The organism is Nitrosomonas eutropha, from assembly GCF_003201195.1.
GTDB classification, from domain to species: Bacteria; Pseudomonadota; Gammaproteobacteria; order Burkholderiales; family Nitrosomonadaceae; genus Nitrosomonas; species Nitrosomonas eutropha.
The window spans coordinates 1-12,165 of record NZ_QICQ01000045.1; the positions used below are offsets into that span (position 1 = coordinate 1).

Annotated in this window: 17 protein-coding genes; 12 read left to right on the top strand and 5 right to left on the bottom strand. The window is 57.3% G+C overall.

Annotated elements, in window-relative coordinates:
• Positions 1 to 314 precede the first annotated feature (314 nt).
• From C8R14_RS12105 to C8R14_RS12150, 10 genes are all read left to right on the top strand, one after another.
• Entirely contained in the window at positions 315 to 1,517 is a 1,203-nt protein-coding gene (locus tag C8R14_RS12105) for a tyrosine-type recombinase/integrase (protein WP_000954590.1), read from the top strand.
• Between the two features lie 147 nt (positions 1,518 to 1,664).
• Positions 1,665 to 1,886 (top strand): helix-turn-helix transcriptional regulator, encoded by a 222-nt coding sequence (locus tag C8R14_RS12110; protein WP_001179606.1) that lies wholly within the window; start codon positions 1,665 to 1,667, stop codon positions 1,884 to 1,886.
• A 4-nt stretch (positions 1,887 to 1,890) separates the two neighbouring features.
• Positions 1,891 to 2,718, top strand: a complete 828-nt coding sequence (locus tag C8R14_RS12115; RefSeq protein WP_001162384.1) for a helicase RepA family protein — start codon at positions 1,891 to 1,893, stop codon at positions 2,716 to 2,718.
• Positions 2,705 to 3,586 carry a replication protein C, IncQ-type gene (repC, locus tag C8R14_RS12120; protein ID WP_000743064.1) on the top strand — a complete coding sequence of 294 codons (882 nt, stop codon included), beginning with the start codon at positions 2,705 to 2,707 and terminating at the stop codon, positions 3,584 to 3,586. The genes C8R14_RS12115 and repC overlap by 14 nt, the downstream gene beginning before the upstream one ends.
• 1,032 nt (positions 3,587 to 4,618) lie before the next feature.
• Positions 4,619 to 4,807: a FitA-like ribbon-helix-helix domain-containing protein gene (locus tag C8R14_RS12125; protein WP_000024442.1), complete on the top strand. Its 189-nt coding sequence runs from the start codon at positions 4,619 to 4,621 to the stop codon at positions 4,805 to 4,807.
• Positions 4,808 to 4,947: 140 nt separating this feature from the next.
• Entirely contained in the window at positions 4,948 to 5,727 is a 780-nt protein-coding gene (gene trbJ / locus C8R14_RS12130; protein ID WP_000836966.1) for a P-type conjugative transfer protein TrbJ, read from the top strand.
• Between the two features lie 12 nt (positions 5,728 to 5,739).
• Positions 5,740 to 5,976: an entry exclusion lipoprotein TrbK gene (gene trbK / locus C8R14_RS12135; RefSeq protein WP_000718002.1), complete on the top strand. Its 237-nt coding sequence runs from the start codon at positions 5,740 to 5,742 to the stop codon at positions 5,974 to 5,976.
• 10 nt (positions 5,977 to 5,986) lie between these two features.
• Complete coding sequence (gene trbL / locus C8R14_RS12140; RefSeq protein ID WP_001405816.1) at positions 5,987 to 7,414, top strand: P-type conjugative transfer protein TrbL; 1,428 nt, start codon at positions 5,987 to 5,989, stop codon at positions 7,412 to 7,414.
• 4 nt (positions 7,415 to 7,418) lie between these two features.
• Entirely contained in the window at positions 7,419 to 7,667 is a 249-nt protein-coding gene (locus tag C8R14_RS12145; protein WP_000213809.1) for a hypothetical protein, read from the top strand.
• A gap of 63 nt (positions 7,668 to 7,730) precedes the next feature.
• Positions 7,731 to 7,955 (top strand): type I toxin-antitoxin system ptaRNA1 family toxin, encoded by a 225-nt coding sequence (locus C8R14_RS12150; RefSeq protein ID WP_000211355.1) that lies wholly within the window; start codon positions 7,731 to 7,733, stop codon positions 7,953 to 7,955.
• A 36-nt stretch (positions 7,956 to 7,991) separates the two neighbouring features.
• On the opposite strand, the gene C8R14_RS12155 is transcribed toward C8R14_RS12150, so the two are convergent.
• The 5 genes from C8R14_RS12155 to C8R14_RS12175 all read right to left on the bottom strand — a co-directional run bounded on the left by C8R14_RS12155 (position 7,992) and on the right by C8R14_RS12175 (position 10,973).
• Positions 7,992 to 8,195 carry a hypothetical protein gene (locus C8R14_RS12155; RefSeq protein ID WP_000131871.1) on the bottom strand — a complete coding sequence of 68 codons (204 nt, stop codon included), beginning with the start codon at positions 8,193 to 8,195 and terminating at the stop codon, positions 7,992 to 7,994.
• A gap of 114 nt (positions 8,196 to 8,309) precedes the next feature.
• A complete protein-coding gene (gene arsB, locus C8R14_RS12160; RefSeq protein ID WP_005015323.1) occupies positions 8,310 to 9,329 on the bottom strand; it encodes an ACR3 family arsenite efflux transporter in 1,020 nt (339 codons plus the stop codon).
• A 44-nt stretch (positions 9,330 to 9,373) separates the two neighbouring features.
• Positions 9,374 to 9,880, bottom strand: coding sequence for an arsenate reductase ArsC (locus C8R14_RS12165; protein WP_000140066.1), 507 nt, complete (start codon positions 9,878 to 9,880; stop codon positions 9,374 to 9,376).
• Positions 9,877 to 10,644, bottom strand: coding sequence for an arsenical resistance protein ArsH (gene arsH, locus C8R14_RS12170; protein ID WP_001239389.1), 768 nt, complete (start codon positions 10,642 to 10,644; stop codon positions 9,877 to 9,879). Before arsH ends, C8R14_RS12165 begins: the two co-directional genes overlap by 4 nt.
• Entirely contained in the window at positions 10,641 to 10,973 is a 333-nt protein-coding gene (locus C8R14_RS12175) for an ArsR/SmtB family transcription factor (RefSeq protein WP_000447876.1), read from the bottom strand. The genes arsH and C8R14_RS12175 overlap by 4 nt, the downstream gene beginning before the upstream one ends.
• A gap of 147 nt (positions 10,974 to 11,120) precedes the next feature.
• Here C8R14_RS12175 and C8R14_RS12180 point away from each other — a divergent pair, with 147 nt between their 5' ends.
• The gene (locus C8R14_RS12180; RefSeq protein WP_001366550.1) at positions 11,121 to 11,858 is read left to right on the top strand and encodes a recombinase family protein; all 738 of its coding nucleotides are present in this window, start codon (positions 11,121 to 11,123) and stop codon (positions 11,856 to 11,858) included.
• A complete protein-coding gene (locus C8R14_RS12185; RefSeq protein WP_441338211.1) occupies positions 11,855 to 12,139 on the top strand; it encodes a hypothetical protein in 285 nt (94 codons plus the stop codon). The genes C8R14_RS12180 and C8R14_RS12185 overlap by 4 nt, the downstream gene beginning before the upstream one ends.
• Positions 12,140 to 12,165: the final 26 nt, after the last annotated feature.

Sequence of the window (12,165 nt, forward strand, 5' to 3'; positions counted from 1 at the left end):
GTGGGAATGATTCCGCGTCTGGCACAGCCAGGCACCTGATGGCATGAAATGCCGCTAAGCCCGCGTAATTGCGGGCTTTTTTTTGTTTGTGTTTGGCACGATCTGGCAACGGGAGGAAGCGCCAAGCACCGTTTGAGCATGGCATTAAAGCTGGTATTATGGTTTGGCGATGCCATGATTGATGCCGATACCATGCTGCGTTCTTTTGTGTGTTCATGGTATTAATATTCTATAAGTTACTGTTTCGTAAGAAAAAATACGATAAATTCGAGATTTTTTCAGCATGGTATCGGAGACGAAGAAGGACAAGGTACATGCTGACCGATACCAAGCTGCGCAATCTCAAGCCCAGGGACAAACTCTACAAAGTGAATGACCGGGAAGGTCTCTATGTGGCAGTGACTCCAGCCGGCTCCATCTCGTTCCGTTACAACTACTCAATCAACGGTCGGCAGGAGACCATCACCTTTGGGCGTTATGGTGTCGGTGGCATCACCCTGGCCGAAGCCCGCGAGCTGTTGGGTGACGCCAAGAAGATGGTTGCGGCGGGCAAGTCGCCGGCCAAGGAGAAAGCCCGAGACAAGGCGCGGGTGAAAGATGCAGAGACGTTCGGTGCCTGGGCGGAGAAGTGGCTGCGTGGCTACCAGATGGCCGACTCCACCCGCGATATGCGCCGCTCGGTTTATGAGCGTGAGCTGAAGCCGAAATTCAGCAATCAGAAGCTGGTGGAGATCACCCACGAAGACTTGCGGGCGCTGGCTGATGCCATTGTTGAGCGAGGCGCACCGGCCACCGCCGTTCATGTGCGTGAAATCGTGTTGCAGGTATTTCGCTGGGCCATCGAGCGTGGGCAGAAGGTCGAAAACCCGGCAGAACTGGTGCGCCCAACAAGCATCGCTCGATTCGAGCCACGTGACCGAGCGTTGACGCCAGAAGAAATTGGGCTGATGTACCAGTACATGGAGCGAGTGGGCACAAGCCCAACAAACCGTGCGGCGGCCAAGCTGTTATTGCTGACGATGGTGCGCAAGAGCGAGCTGACCAATGCGACCTGGAGCGAGATCAATTTCAGCGAAGCGTTGTGGACGATTCCAAAGGAGCGGATGAAACGCCGTAACCCGCACCTGGTATTTCTGTCCCAGCAGGCTCTGGATATTTTCATTGCCATGAAAACCTTTGCCGGTGGTTCCGACTTCGTTTTGCCATCACGGTACGACTCGGATGCGCCGATGAGCGCTGCCACACTTAACCAGGTGCTGACGCTGACTTACAAGGCGGCGCAGAAAGATGGGAAGTCACTTACCAAGTTCGGACCGCATGATTTGCGGCGCACAGCCAGCACGCTGTTGCATGAGGCCGGCTACAACACCGACTGGATCGAGAAGTGCCTGGCGCACGAGCAGAAGGGCGTGAGGGCTGTCTACAACAAGGCTGAGTACCGCGAGCAGCGGGCGGCGATGTTGCAGGATTGGGCCGATATGATTGATGAGTGGACTTCGGGAGGCAGTAAGGGTTGATGTTTTTGCTATCTTTGATAGCATTGAAGTTGATGCCGTGAATTTATAAATAAGGCCGCCATTGGCATCGGGCAGGTCAATTACCGATTAGCTGCTTCGCGCAGCTACTCGATGAATAGCAACTATTCATTTGAGAGGTATTGACCCATGCAAAATATAAAGACCCTCATCAACAGGAAGAAGCTCCTGGAGATGATCCCGCTTTCGACACGAACAATTTATAACCTGGAGCAGCGAGGGGATTTTCCACGCCGTATCGCGTTAACCAGTAGAAATGTCGCCTGGGATTTGTCAGAGGTCGAAGAGTGGATTGAGGCACGTAAATCATCGGGTGATCAAGCTGCGCGACCTGGCCCTATAGAGGGCTAGTTATATGGCTCTTGATCTTATGGCGGCTTTCACGGAATTGCCGCCACCCATTGATTATGTTCTGCCTAATATGGTTGCTGGCACTGTTGGTGCTCTTGTGTCGCCTGGTGGGGCTGGTAAATCCATGTTGGCCCTTCAATTGGCTGCACAGATTGCAGGCGGGCCTGATTTACTTGAAATAGGCGAGTTTCCCACCGGGCAAGTGGTCTATCTGCCTGCTGAAGATCCACCGGCCGCTATTCACCATCGTCTGCACGCCCTTGGGGCACACCTCAGCGCAGCGGAACGGCAAGCCGTGGCTGATGGTTTGCTCATTGAACCCTTGATCGGTAAATGCCCAAACATCATGGCTGCTAGCTGGTTCGATGCTCTCAAACGAGCCGCTGAAGGTCGTCGCTTGATGATCTTGGACACTTTGCGGCGCTTCCACATTGAGGAGGAGAACGCTAGCGGGCCGATGGCGCAGGTTGTTGGGCACATGGAGGCCATAGCCGCTGATACAGGCTGCTCCATTGTGTTTCTGCACCACGCGAGTAAAAGCGCAGCCATGATGGGGTCGGGCGATCAACAGCAGGCCAGTCGTGGATCGTCCGTACTGGTTGATAACATCCGTTGGCAATCGTACCTATCCGGCATGACGCAAGGCGAGGCCGAGATACTGGGGGTCGATGATTGTCAGCGTGGGTATTTTGTCCGCTTTGGCGTCAGCAAGGCCAACTATGGCGCACCTTTTCAAGAACTCTGGTTTAGACGGCACGACGGCGGCGTGTTGAAGCCTGCTGTACTGGAGCGGCAGTGCAAGGTGAAAAGGAGACAGCGTGAAGAAGCCTAAGCATGACCTGACCCACGTCCGACATGATCCCGCGCACTGTTTGGCACCTGGCCTGTTCCGCAGCCTCAAGCGTGGCGATCGCAAACGCTGCAAGCTGGACGTGACCTACACCTTTGGCGAGGACGAATCCATGCGTTTCGTCGGATTCGAACCTCTCGGGGCCGATGATATGCGTCTTTTGCAAGGCATCGTGGCCCTTGGCGGCCCGAACGGCATCTTGCTAACCCCGGAACCGACCAGTGAGACGGGGCGACAGCTACGGCTATTCCTTGAACCCCGTTTCGAAGCCATTGAGCAAGACGGCTTGGTGGTTCGTGAGAGCCTGACCAAACTGCTCTCAGAAACGGGCATGACGGATAGCGGCGACAACATCAAGGCGCTCAAAGCCAGCCTGCTGCGCATGTCGAACGTCACCATCCTTGTGACGAAGGGACGGCGGCAAGCCGCGTTCCACCTGATGAGTCATGCTTTTGACGAGACGGACGGCAGGCTATGGGTTGCCCTGAATCCGCGTATTGCCGAAGCGATCCTGGGGCATCGTCCATATGCCCGTATCGACATGGCGGAAGTGCGGGTGCTACAGACTGATCCGGCACGGCTGATGCACCAACGGCTATGCGGCTGGATCGACCCCGGCAAATCCGGGCGCGTGGAACTGGACACGCTTTGCGGCTATGTCTGGCCAGATGAAGCCAATGCCGAAGCTATGAAAAAACGCCGTCAGACTGCCCGGAAGGCACTGGCCGAACTTGCCGCCGTGGGTTGGGTAGTGAACGAATACGCCAAGGGAAAATGGGAGATCAAGAGGCCTGGCCCCACGGCAACTGCACCCGTTTACCGTCGTAACGTTCCCTTGTTACCGTCGTAACGCTCCCCTTCTGCCGTCGTAACGTTCCCCGTCCCAATTTGGAAAACCCAGACGGTGCGCTGCTTTGCGGGCAGTTTGGGAAATCCATCCAAGATTATCTAAAGATAATCCATCATGCGCGGTGCAGCTCGCGCCTTGAGGGCGCGTTCTGACCTTGCCAATAAAGCCCTGGCGGGCTTTATCAATCGGCCATAGGCCGATGGTTTAACGCCAAGAAGAGAAGGCGGCTTCAGTGGCCGCTGAAACGCCTTGTGAGAGGGGAAAACAACCCGGAGTCCCTTATTCCATGAGCTGAAGCAGAATCTGCGTCTAACGGTGCTGGAGGGCCGCTGTGTGCACTTGTAGTTATCTGTACTGAAACCTTGGCTCGAAACGTGAAATGGCTAAGCAGTGCCCATTCGTTCGGTAAGAATAATAAGAAGATTATTATTCTTATTATTACCAAGCAGGAATGAGCCGTGTGTGTTGGACGCCCATAACCAGTAACCTGCGTGAAGGTGTCAACATCAGGAAAGGTTGCCCCTCAAGTATCAATACGTCGCCTTAGTGGTATGACGGGAGGGGAGGCAAATTTCTTGTGTTCATTGACACTTGAGGGGCGGGTTATGCCCTTCTTTTTTGGCGTCCAACTCGCCCCATCGGGGCGAATGGTTTGTGTCGATTGTTGGCATTTTAGGTTCCGATTTAAAGCCGATTGAGCAGCGATTTTGAAGCGACTATGTCGATTGCAGGCCGATTTGGTGACGATTACGGTTATGTTGCCAAGAATCGGTGTTTGTTTGACGATAAAACGCTTTACGTTCGATATGCGCTAGATTTTCAATAGTGGGTGAAATGCGGGCAGGATGGGTGAAGTTAGCTAACCGGCAAGCCGGTTATCTATCTTCACTGTCCCTTATTCGCGCCGGGGGCACTCAACGGGAATCCTGCCCTGCGGGGCTGATCGGCTACCGCCGGTTGCAAGAGTATAGGTCTTGCTATTTTTAATATCTTTGATAGCATGGTTGTCGGGTACACCAAAAGGGTATTGATATGGCAAATGTGCTTATCAGGAATTTACCCGCCGAGGTGCACCGTGCGTTGAAAGTTCGAGCAGCGCTCAACGATAGGAGCACCGACGCGGAAATACGCGAAATACTGACGGCGGCAGTACAGCCGCTAGAGCTTGAAGAGATTGGCCGGGAAGTTGGCTTGTCCGAAAGCGATAAAAAAACAGAGTAGTTTTACGTTTGTAAGTCCGGGCCTCAGCGCCAAGGGCAATACCGATCAGCTAGTGGCGTAGCTCTTCGATGAAACGTTGCCGAGAACAAGCACAACGCTTGGTCAAGGCAATGCCTTCTTTTCATCGACGGAGTACGACCATGAAGTCCAAAATTTTAGCGGCTAAAAAAACCGCTCTAGCCGTTGCACTCGCAACCGGCTTTATCACCACTACCACCGCCCCTGTGCAAGCTGGTATCCCCGTCATCGACGGCGGCAACCTGGCCCAGAACATCATGACGGCCATCGAGTCGGTGGCGCAGACGCTCAAGCAGATTGAGCAGTACCAGACCCAGTTGCAGCAGTACGAAAATCAGCTCCAGAACACGATGGCCCCAGCCGCGTATATCTGGGATCAGGCGCAGACTACGATCAACCGGCTGATTGCCGCGCAAAACACGCTGGCCTATTACGAGAACCAGCTAGGCAGCCTGGATCGTTACCTGGCCAAGTTTCAGGACGTGGCCTATTACCGCAGCTCGCCATGCTTCAACGGCAGCGGCGGATGCACGCCGGCCGAAAAGGCAGCGATGGAAGAGAACCGCCGCCTGGCGTCAGAGTCGCAAAAGAAGGCCAACGATGCCCTGTTCCAGACCGTTGCCGACCAGCAAAAGGCTTTGAAGGATGACGCCCGTACCCTGGAGCGGCTGCAAGGCGCGGCCCAGGGTGCAACTGGCCAGCTACAGGCCATCGGCTACGCCAACCAGCTCGCCAGCCAGCAGGCCAATCAGCTCTTGCAGATTCGCACCATGTTGACCGCCCAACACAACGCGGAGGCAGCCCGGATTGCAGCAGAACTCGATGCCGAGGCGCGAGGTGATGCCAGGGCCGAGCAAATGCGTACCTGGACGTTTCGCCCGAGTCCGGCAGACAACTACTAGGGAGGCGGTGAGATGAAAAAAATCTTTTTTACTACCGCGGCTACGTTGCTGTTGTTGGCTGGATGTGAACAGGAAAGGATGCCCGAACCAAATGCGGCGACGTGTGCCCCCGATGCGTTCCAGGCAGCACTGAATGAAATGCGCAGCGAAGCGAACCGAGAGGCCTTTACCGAGGAATGCAGAGCATTCCAGAAGGCCAAGCAGATGCGTCAGTGGGAGTTCAAGCCCAGCCCTAAAGATGATTATTGAGGTGGTCGCCATGAGAAAGAAAATTGCTCTAGGTGGCTTGATGATGGTCGCCACAATGGTGCTGGCTGAACCTGCAATGGCGCAGGAGCTAAGTAGCAGCGGTGTTATGAATGATGTGCTCAAGCGTTTTCATGATGCTGCCGCAACATGGGGGCCAGCTATTGAGTCCGCTGCATCGCGTTTGTTCTGGACGCTGGTTGTGATTTCGATGGTCTGGACATTCGGCATGATGGCTTTGCGCAAGGCCGACATTGGCGAGTTCTTCGCGGAGTTCGTTCGCTTCACGATCTTCACCGGCTTTTTCTGGTGGTTGCTGACGAATGCGAACCAGGGCATGAATATCGCCGGTACGATTGTTCAGTCATTGCAAACTCTGGGCGCGCAGGCGGGGGGACTTTCCAATAGCAATCTTGGGCCCTCCAGCATCCTTGATCTTGGTTTCGAGTTATACAACCGCACAGTACAGGCCACCTCGGAGCTGGGATGGCGGCAGATGGCAACTGCTCTGGTCATGGAGCTAATGGCCCTGGCTGTTTTGTTTGTCCTGGCGTTGATTGCGGTCAACCTGTTGCTGTTGCTCGCATCAGCCTGGATTCTGTTGTATGCCGGTGTGTTCTTCCTTGGCTTTGGTGGAAGTCGTTGGACTTCCGACATGGCGATCAATTACTACAAGACCGTGCTGGGCCTGGCCGCACAGCTTATGGCAATGGTGCTTCTGGTTGCGATTGGCAAAGAGTTCATCAATCACTACTACACGCAAATCAGCGAGAACATGGCATCCCAGGAACTGGCCGTGATGTTGGTTATATCGGTCATCTTGCTTTTCTTGGTCAACAAAGTTCCGCCGATGATTTCTGGTCTTGTGTCTGGTGGTGGTATTGGCGCAGCCGGTGGAATTGGAAACTTCGGTGCGGGTGCGGCAGTTGGGGCGGCGGTGACGGCGGCCAGTATGGCAACTGGCGGCGCTGCCCTGGCAGGTAAAGCGGTTATGGGTGCCGCAGCCGGTGCAGCCGGAGGTGCAAGTGCACTCCAAGCGGCTTTTCAGAAAGCATCAGCGAGTATGGAAACCGGCGGTGACATGTCCAGCATGGGGTCAGTTGTCAGCAGTGGCGGAAACGGTGGTGGTGAAGCGGGTACTGCTGGCAGTAGCCCATTCGCCCAAGCGGCTGGCTTTGGTGACAGCGGCAGTAGCTCAAGCGGTGGCGGCTTTGCCAAGGCCGCGAAGCTGGCCACAGGCACGGCCTCCGAGTTAGCCAAGGGTGTCGGCTCTCAAGTGAAGCAGGGATTCCAGGAGCGAGTGAGCGAAACCACAGGCGGAAAACTGGCTGCTTCGATACGCGAAAGCATGGAGCCGAAAGAAGCAAGCCAATCTGGCCAGTTCGAGGGCAATAGCTTGGGCGCCGATTCTGGCCCAGATAGTAACGAAGTCAGGAGTTAGCACGATGACGACATCAACATACATGGCCGCATTGGCGGCCCTGGATGAAGCGCCAAGGGAAGAAGTCAGCCAGGTATTTATTTCGCCGCTGGGTGATCAATCGACCGAGGTCGATGCAGAGACAGAAACAGCCGCTTTTGTATCACGGCCAGACCCTATGAGAGAGAGCGAAACTAAGCCGATAAGTATTGAGGTTAATGGCGGCAGGAATGAGCGGTCAGCATTCGCGGAGGCGGCGGGGCTGTACCTGTAGGCGCACCGGGCTGGCCACAACCAGCCCGGCACTTTCAATCAACACCTACTGGAGAGGTGAATTATGACAACACAACATATTATCGAACCAGGGCAAGCAGTGCATCAAGCAGCGGCTATTCTTTCTTCTTTGGAGTACATCAACCAAGCGGAAGCGCGGAGCCTTGGGCCATTGGCCGAAGCCGTCGCTAATGCTTTTATGGTGGTGTACTACCAAGCTGAAACGGGCCGGGCGACACAGGCTGATTTTCAAGAAGCAATGAACGCCTTGCGCCAAGCGTGCAGCTAATGACGAAAGGGCGGCCACTCGAACTGGCCGCCTTTTTCAATCTTCACTGTTTGGCCATTCCCGACCCACAGACGGCGCATCCATCCATTCGCGTTCCTCCGGCGGCAGCGGGTAAGCCCCGGATGCTTCCGCGTCGGCCAGTAGTTCGGCCAGTGTGTAGCGCACCCGACCAGTGGAAACGGCGCGGGCCGGGTCGGCCTTCTCATGCAGCCTGTTCTCTAGGTTCTTTGGGTCTGTCATCGGGCGACCTCAGCAAGCATGGATACTAGGTGTTCCAGGTCAGTGATCGAATGCGCCAGGAAGCGGCCGGCGCGGCAATCTGCAATCATTTCCTCAGTTTTTTCCTACTCATGTTCAACCTCGTTCGTACCAGCTCTTCGAGCGATTCACCACGCGCACGACCAGCAGCATCACCGGCACTTCGACCAGGACGCCGACCACGGTTGCCAATGCAGCGCCGGAGTGCAGACCGAACAAGCTGATGGCGGCCGCCACGGCCAGCTCGAAGAAGTTGCTGGCACCGATCAGGGCCGAAGGACAGGCGACAGAGTGCTTTTCCCCCGCCCGCTTGTTCAGCCAGTAGGCTAACCCGGAATTGAAGAACACTTGAATCAAGATCGGCACGGCTAGCATGGCGATCACTAACGGCTGCCGGATGATGGCCTCGCCCTGGAAGGCGAACAGTAGAACCAACGTCAGCAGCAGCGCGGCCATCGACCACGGCCCGATCTTCTGCATGGCCCGTTCAAAGGCGGCCTGTCCTTGCTTGAGCAGATGCCGCCGCAAGAGCTGCGCCAGGATCACCGGCACGATGATGTAGAGCACGACCGAAATCAGCAGCGTGTCCCAAGGCACCGAGATCGAGGACATGCCCAGCAGCAGGCCGACGATGGGCGCGAAGGCCACGATCATGATGGCGTCGTTCAGAGCCACTTGCGAGAGCGTGAAAAGCGGGTCGCCGTTGGTAAGGCGGCTCCACACGAACACCATTGCCGTGCAGGGCGCGGCGGCCAGCAAGATCAAGCCCGCGATGTAGCTGTCCAGTTGATCGGCCGGCAGGAACGGAGCGAACACTTGTCGGATGAACAGCCACCCCAGCAGGGCCATCGAGAATGGCTTGACGGCCCAATTCACGAACAGCGTGACGCCGATGCCGCGCCAATGCTCTTTGACCTGGTGCAGCGCCCCGAAGTCGATCTTGACCAGCATCGGGACGATCATTACCCAAATCAGCAGGCCCACCGGCAAATTGACCTGGGCCACTTCCATGCGGCCTATGGCCTGGAACACGTCAGGAAGGCCCTGGCCGAGCGCAACACCGGCGACGATGCACAGGGCCACCCACAGCGTCAGGTAACGCTCGAAGCCGCTCATCGGGGCCTGGCGCGGCTTCGCGGCGATGGCCTGTGCGCCGGCGCTCATGCTTCCTGCTCGGTCTTGCCGATGTTCGCCAGCTCGCGCTTGATGGCCGTCTGGTCAAGCATTTTGAGAGGCAGATTCACGAACAGGCGGACGCGGTTCATCATGTGCCGGAAGGTTTGTTCGAAGGCCCGGCGCTTCTCGGCGTCAGTGCCTTCGACGGCGGCCGGGTCTTCAAATCCCCAATGCGCCGAGATCGGCTGACCAGGCCACACCGGACACATTTCGCCGGCGGCGTTGTCGCAGACGGTGATGATGAAGTCCATCTTCGGTGCGTCGGGCGTGGCGTACTCGTCCCAGCTCTTGCTGCGCAGATTCTCGGTCGGGTAATTCACCGACTCCACCTTTTCGACGGCGAAGGGATTGACCTTGCCGGTTGGGTGACTGCCGGCGCTGTAGGCGCGGAAGCGCCCTTGCCCCATCGTGTTGATGAGAGCTTCGGCCATGATGCTGCGCGCCGAATTGCCGGTGCAGAGGATGAGGACGTTATAGATTCTTTCGGTCATGATGTTTCGCTTTCTGGTAGTGGCTGGGGAGCAATGGCGATGGATGAAAGATCGGTGGCCTCGTCGATGACGTGGCCGGCCGCTTTCCGTTCGGAATAGCGGTCTGTCAGTGCTTCACGGTGCGGCCGTACCAGCGCCGTGAAGCGCACCAGTTCTTCCATCACATCGGCTATTCGGTCGTAGTACGGCGAGGGCTTCATGCGGCCCGCCGCGTCGAACTCTTGGAACGCTTTGGCGATACTCGACTGGTTCGGAATGGTGAACATTCGCATCCAGCGGCCGAGCAGACGCAAGGTGTTCACGGCGTTGAAGCTCTGCGAGCCGCCGGATACCTGCATCACGGCCAGGGTGCGGCCTTGGGTCGGCCGGATGCCGGCCATTTCAAGCGGCAGATGGTCAATCTGCGCCTTCATGACACTGGTAATCTGACCGTGGCGTTCCGGGCTGCACCAGACTTGTCCCTCTGACCACTCGGACAGGGCGCGCAGCTCCTTGACGGCCGGGTGATCGTCGCTTTGCACTTGATCGGGCAACGGCAAATCGGACGGGTCGAAGATGCGTGTTTCTGCGCCAAAGAATTGCAGCAGCCGGGCCGCTTCCTCGACGGCCAGCCGTGAGAACGAGCGGGCGCGCAGCGAGCCATACAGCAGCAGGATACGCACCGGCGGGGCGTCGGGTGCCAGCCCGAGCGCCGGGCGCTCGATGGCAAAGGATTTGTCCAAAGCGGGCAAAGAATCGGGGTCGGAAAGATGGCGAAGTCTCATGCCAACACCTTCCCGGCTTCCGTGGTGCAAGACAGGTTGCACACCTGGCCGCCGCAGCAGTTTTCCGTGAGAAAGGCCACCAGGTTAGTGGCCGTCGAAAAGTTCGCCTCGTAGATCACAAATCGGCCTTCTTGCCGCGACGTGACCATGCCGGCGTGTGCCAGCTCTTTCAGGTGGAAGGATAGCGAAGACGGCGGGATGCCGGCCGCTTCGCTGATTTTTCCGGCGGCCATGCCGGCGGGGCCGGCCTGGACGAGAAGCCGGAACACCGCGAGGCGCGATTCTTGAGCGATGGCCGCCAGGGCGGCTACAGCATTTATCGTTTCCATGTTTCAATAATAGTCGAAATATGGAGTGTGCTCAATAGCTCATTTAAGCTGTAAAAATGAGCTAGGCGCATTTAGATCGATATGTGATAAATTGGCCTGCCAGTTTAAGATGGGTGCATTTGAGTATGCCCAAAGGAGCCCGCAAGTATGCGCAGGACGAAGCCAGTAGCCGCGCCGATGGTGGCGCGGGTCTATCTGCGCGTCAGCACCGACGCGCAGGACTTGGAACGCCAAGAGGCGATCACTACGGCCGCGAAGGCCGCCGGCTACTACGTCGCCGGCATCTACCGTGAGAAGGCATCCGGCGCACGCGCCGACCGGCCTGAGCTGCTGCGCATGATCGGCGACCTACAGCCCGGCGAGGTGGTCATTGCCGAGAAGATCGACCGCATCAGCCGCCTACCTTTGCCCGAGGCCGAGCGCCTGGTGGCCTCGATACAGGCCAAAGGCGCACGCCTGGCCGTCCCTGGCGTGGTCGATCTATCCGACCTGGCGGCCGAGGCCCAGGGCGTCGCCAAGATCGTGCTGGAAGCCGTGCAGATCATGCTTTTTCGCCTGGCCTTGCAGATGGCCCGCGACGACTACGAGGACAGGCGCGAACGCCAGCGCCAAGGCATTGAGTTGGCCCGCCAGGCCGGGCGGTACAAGGGCCGCCGTGCTGATCCGAAGCGCCGCGCCCAAGTTGTCGCGCTGCGCAAGTCCGGCTACAGCATCAACAAGACCGCCGAGCTGGCCGGGTACAGTGCGGCCCAGGTGAAACGGATATGGGCCGAGGTCAGCCAGGCCGAAGCGAAGCAGCACGGCGCGTTCGTGGAGGACGCATTGACGGAAGCCGATGCCCTGGCCGCTGTCGGCCAGGATGAGCGCCAGGAGGAAAGGGCATGAAGAAGCCGAACCAAGACGACGAGCCGTTTTTCATCACCGAGGAGATTGCGGCCGAAATGATCGCCGGCGGCTATGAGTTCGAGCTGCCGCCCATTCCTTGCACCATCCGCCTACGCGACGTGCTGGAGCGCATGACCGATGCTGAGCTAGCATGCAGCCGGGCGAGATCGCCGACCAGGAGCGTGAACGCTGCCGGCGCAAGCCGTGTTCAACCTCATGATCTGGTCATGGTATTTTTCATGGCACTGAGCCTGATAGTTCTTGCAAATTGTTGTCACTAAAGGGTTTTGTGTGCTTGTTTACAATC

Excerpts from the sequence above, each read along its gene's own strand:
- C8R14_RS12105 (WP_000954590.1), top strand. The coding sequence starts at position 315 with ATGCTGACCGATACCAAGCTGCGCAATCTCAAGCCCAGGGACAAACTC.
- C8R14_RS12110 (WP_001179606.1), top strand. The coding sequence starts at position 1,665 with ATGCAAAATATAAAGACCCTCATCAACAGGAAGAAGCTCCTGGAGATG.
- C8R14_RS12115 (WP_001162384.1), top strand. The coding sequence starts at position 1,891 with ATGGCTCTTGATCTTATGGCGGCTTTCACGGAATTGCCGCCACCCATT.
- C8R14_RS12125 (WP_000024442.1), top strand. The coding sequence starts at position 4,619 with ATGGCAAATGTGCTTATCAGGAATTTACCCGCCGAGGTGCACCGTGCG.
- trbJ (WP_000836966.1), top strand. The coding sequence starts at position 4,948 with ATGAAGTCCAAAATTTTAGCGGCTAAAAAAACCGCTCTAGCCGTTGCA.
- trbK (WP_000718002.1), top strand. The coding sequence starts at position 5,740 with ATGAAAAAAATCTTTTTTACTACCGCGGCTACGTTGCTGTTGTTGGCT.
- trbL (WP_001405816.1), top strand. The coding sequence starts at position 5,987 with ATGAGAAAGAAAATTGCTCTAGGTGGCTTGATGATGGTCGCCACAATG.
- C8R14_RS12145 (WP_000213809.1), top strand. The coding sequence starts at position 7,419 with ATGACGACATCAACATACATGGCCGCATTGGCGGCCCTGGATGAAGCG.
- C8R14_RS12150 (WP_000211355.1), top strand. The coding sequence starts at position 7,731 with ATGACAACACAACATATTATCGAACCAGGGCAAGCAGTGCATCAAGCA.
- C8R14_RS12155 (WP_000131871.1), bottom strand. The coding sequence starts at position 8,195 with ATGACAGACCCAAAGAACCTAGAGAACAGGCTGCATGAGAAGGCCGAC.
- arsB (WP_005015323.1), bottom strand. The coding sequence starts at position 9,329 with ATGAGCGGCTTCGAGCGTTACCTGACGCTGTGGGTGGCCCTGTGCATC.
- C8R14_RS12165 (WP_000140066.1), bottom strand. The coding sequence starts at position 9,880 with ATGACCGAAAGAATCTATAACGTCCTCATCCTCTGCACCGGCAATTCG.
- arsH (WP_001239389.1), bottom strand. The coding sequence starts at position 10,644 with ATGAGACTTCGCCATCTTTCCGACCCCGATTCTTTGCCCGCTTTGGAC.
- C8R14_RS12175 (WP_000447876.1), bottom strand. The coding sequence starts at position 10,973 with ATGGAAACGATAAATGCTGTAGCCGCCCTGGCGGCCATCGCTCAAGAA.
- C8R14_RS12180 (WP_001366550.1), top strand. The coding sequence starts at position 11,121 with ATGCGCAGGACGAAGCCAGTAGCCGCGCCGATGGTGGCGCGGGTCTAT.
- C8R14_RS12185 (WP_441338211.1), top strand. The coding sequence starts at position 11,855 with ATGAAGAAGCCGAACCAAGACGACGAGCCGTTTTTCATCACCGAGGAG.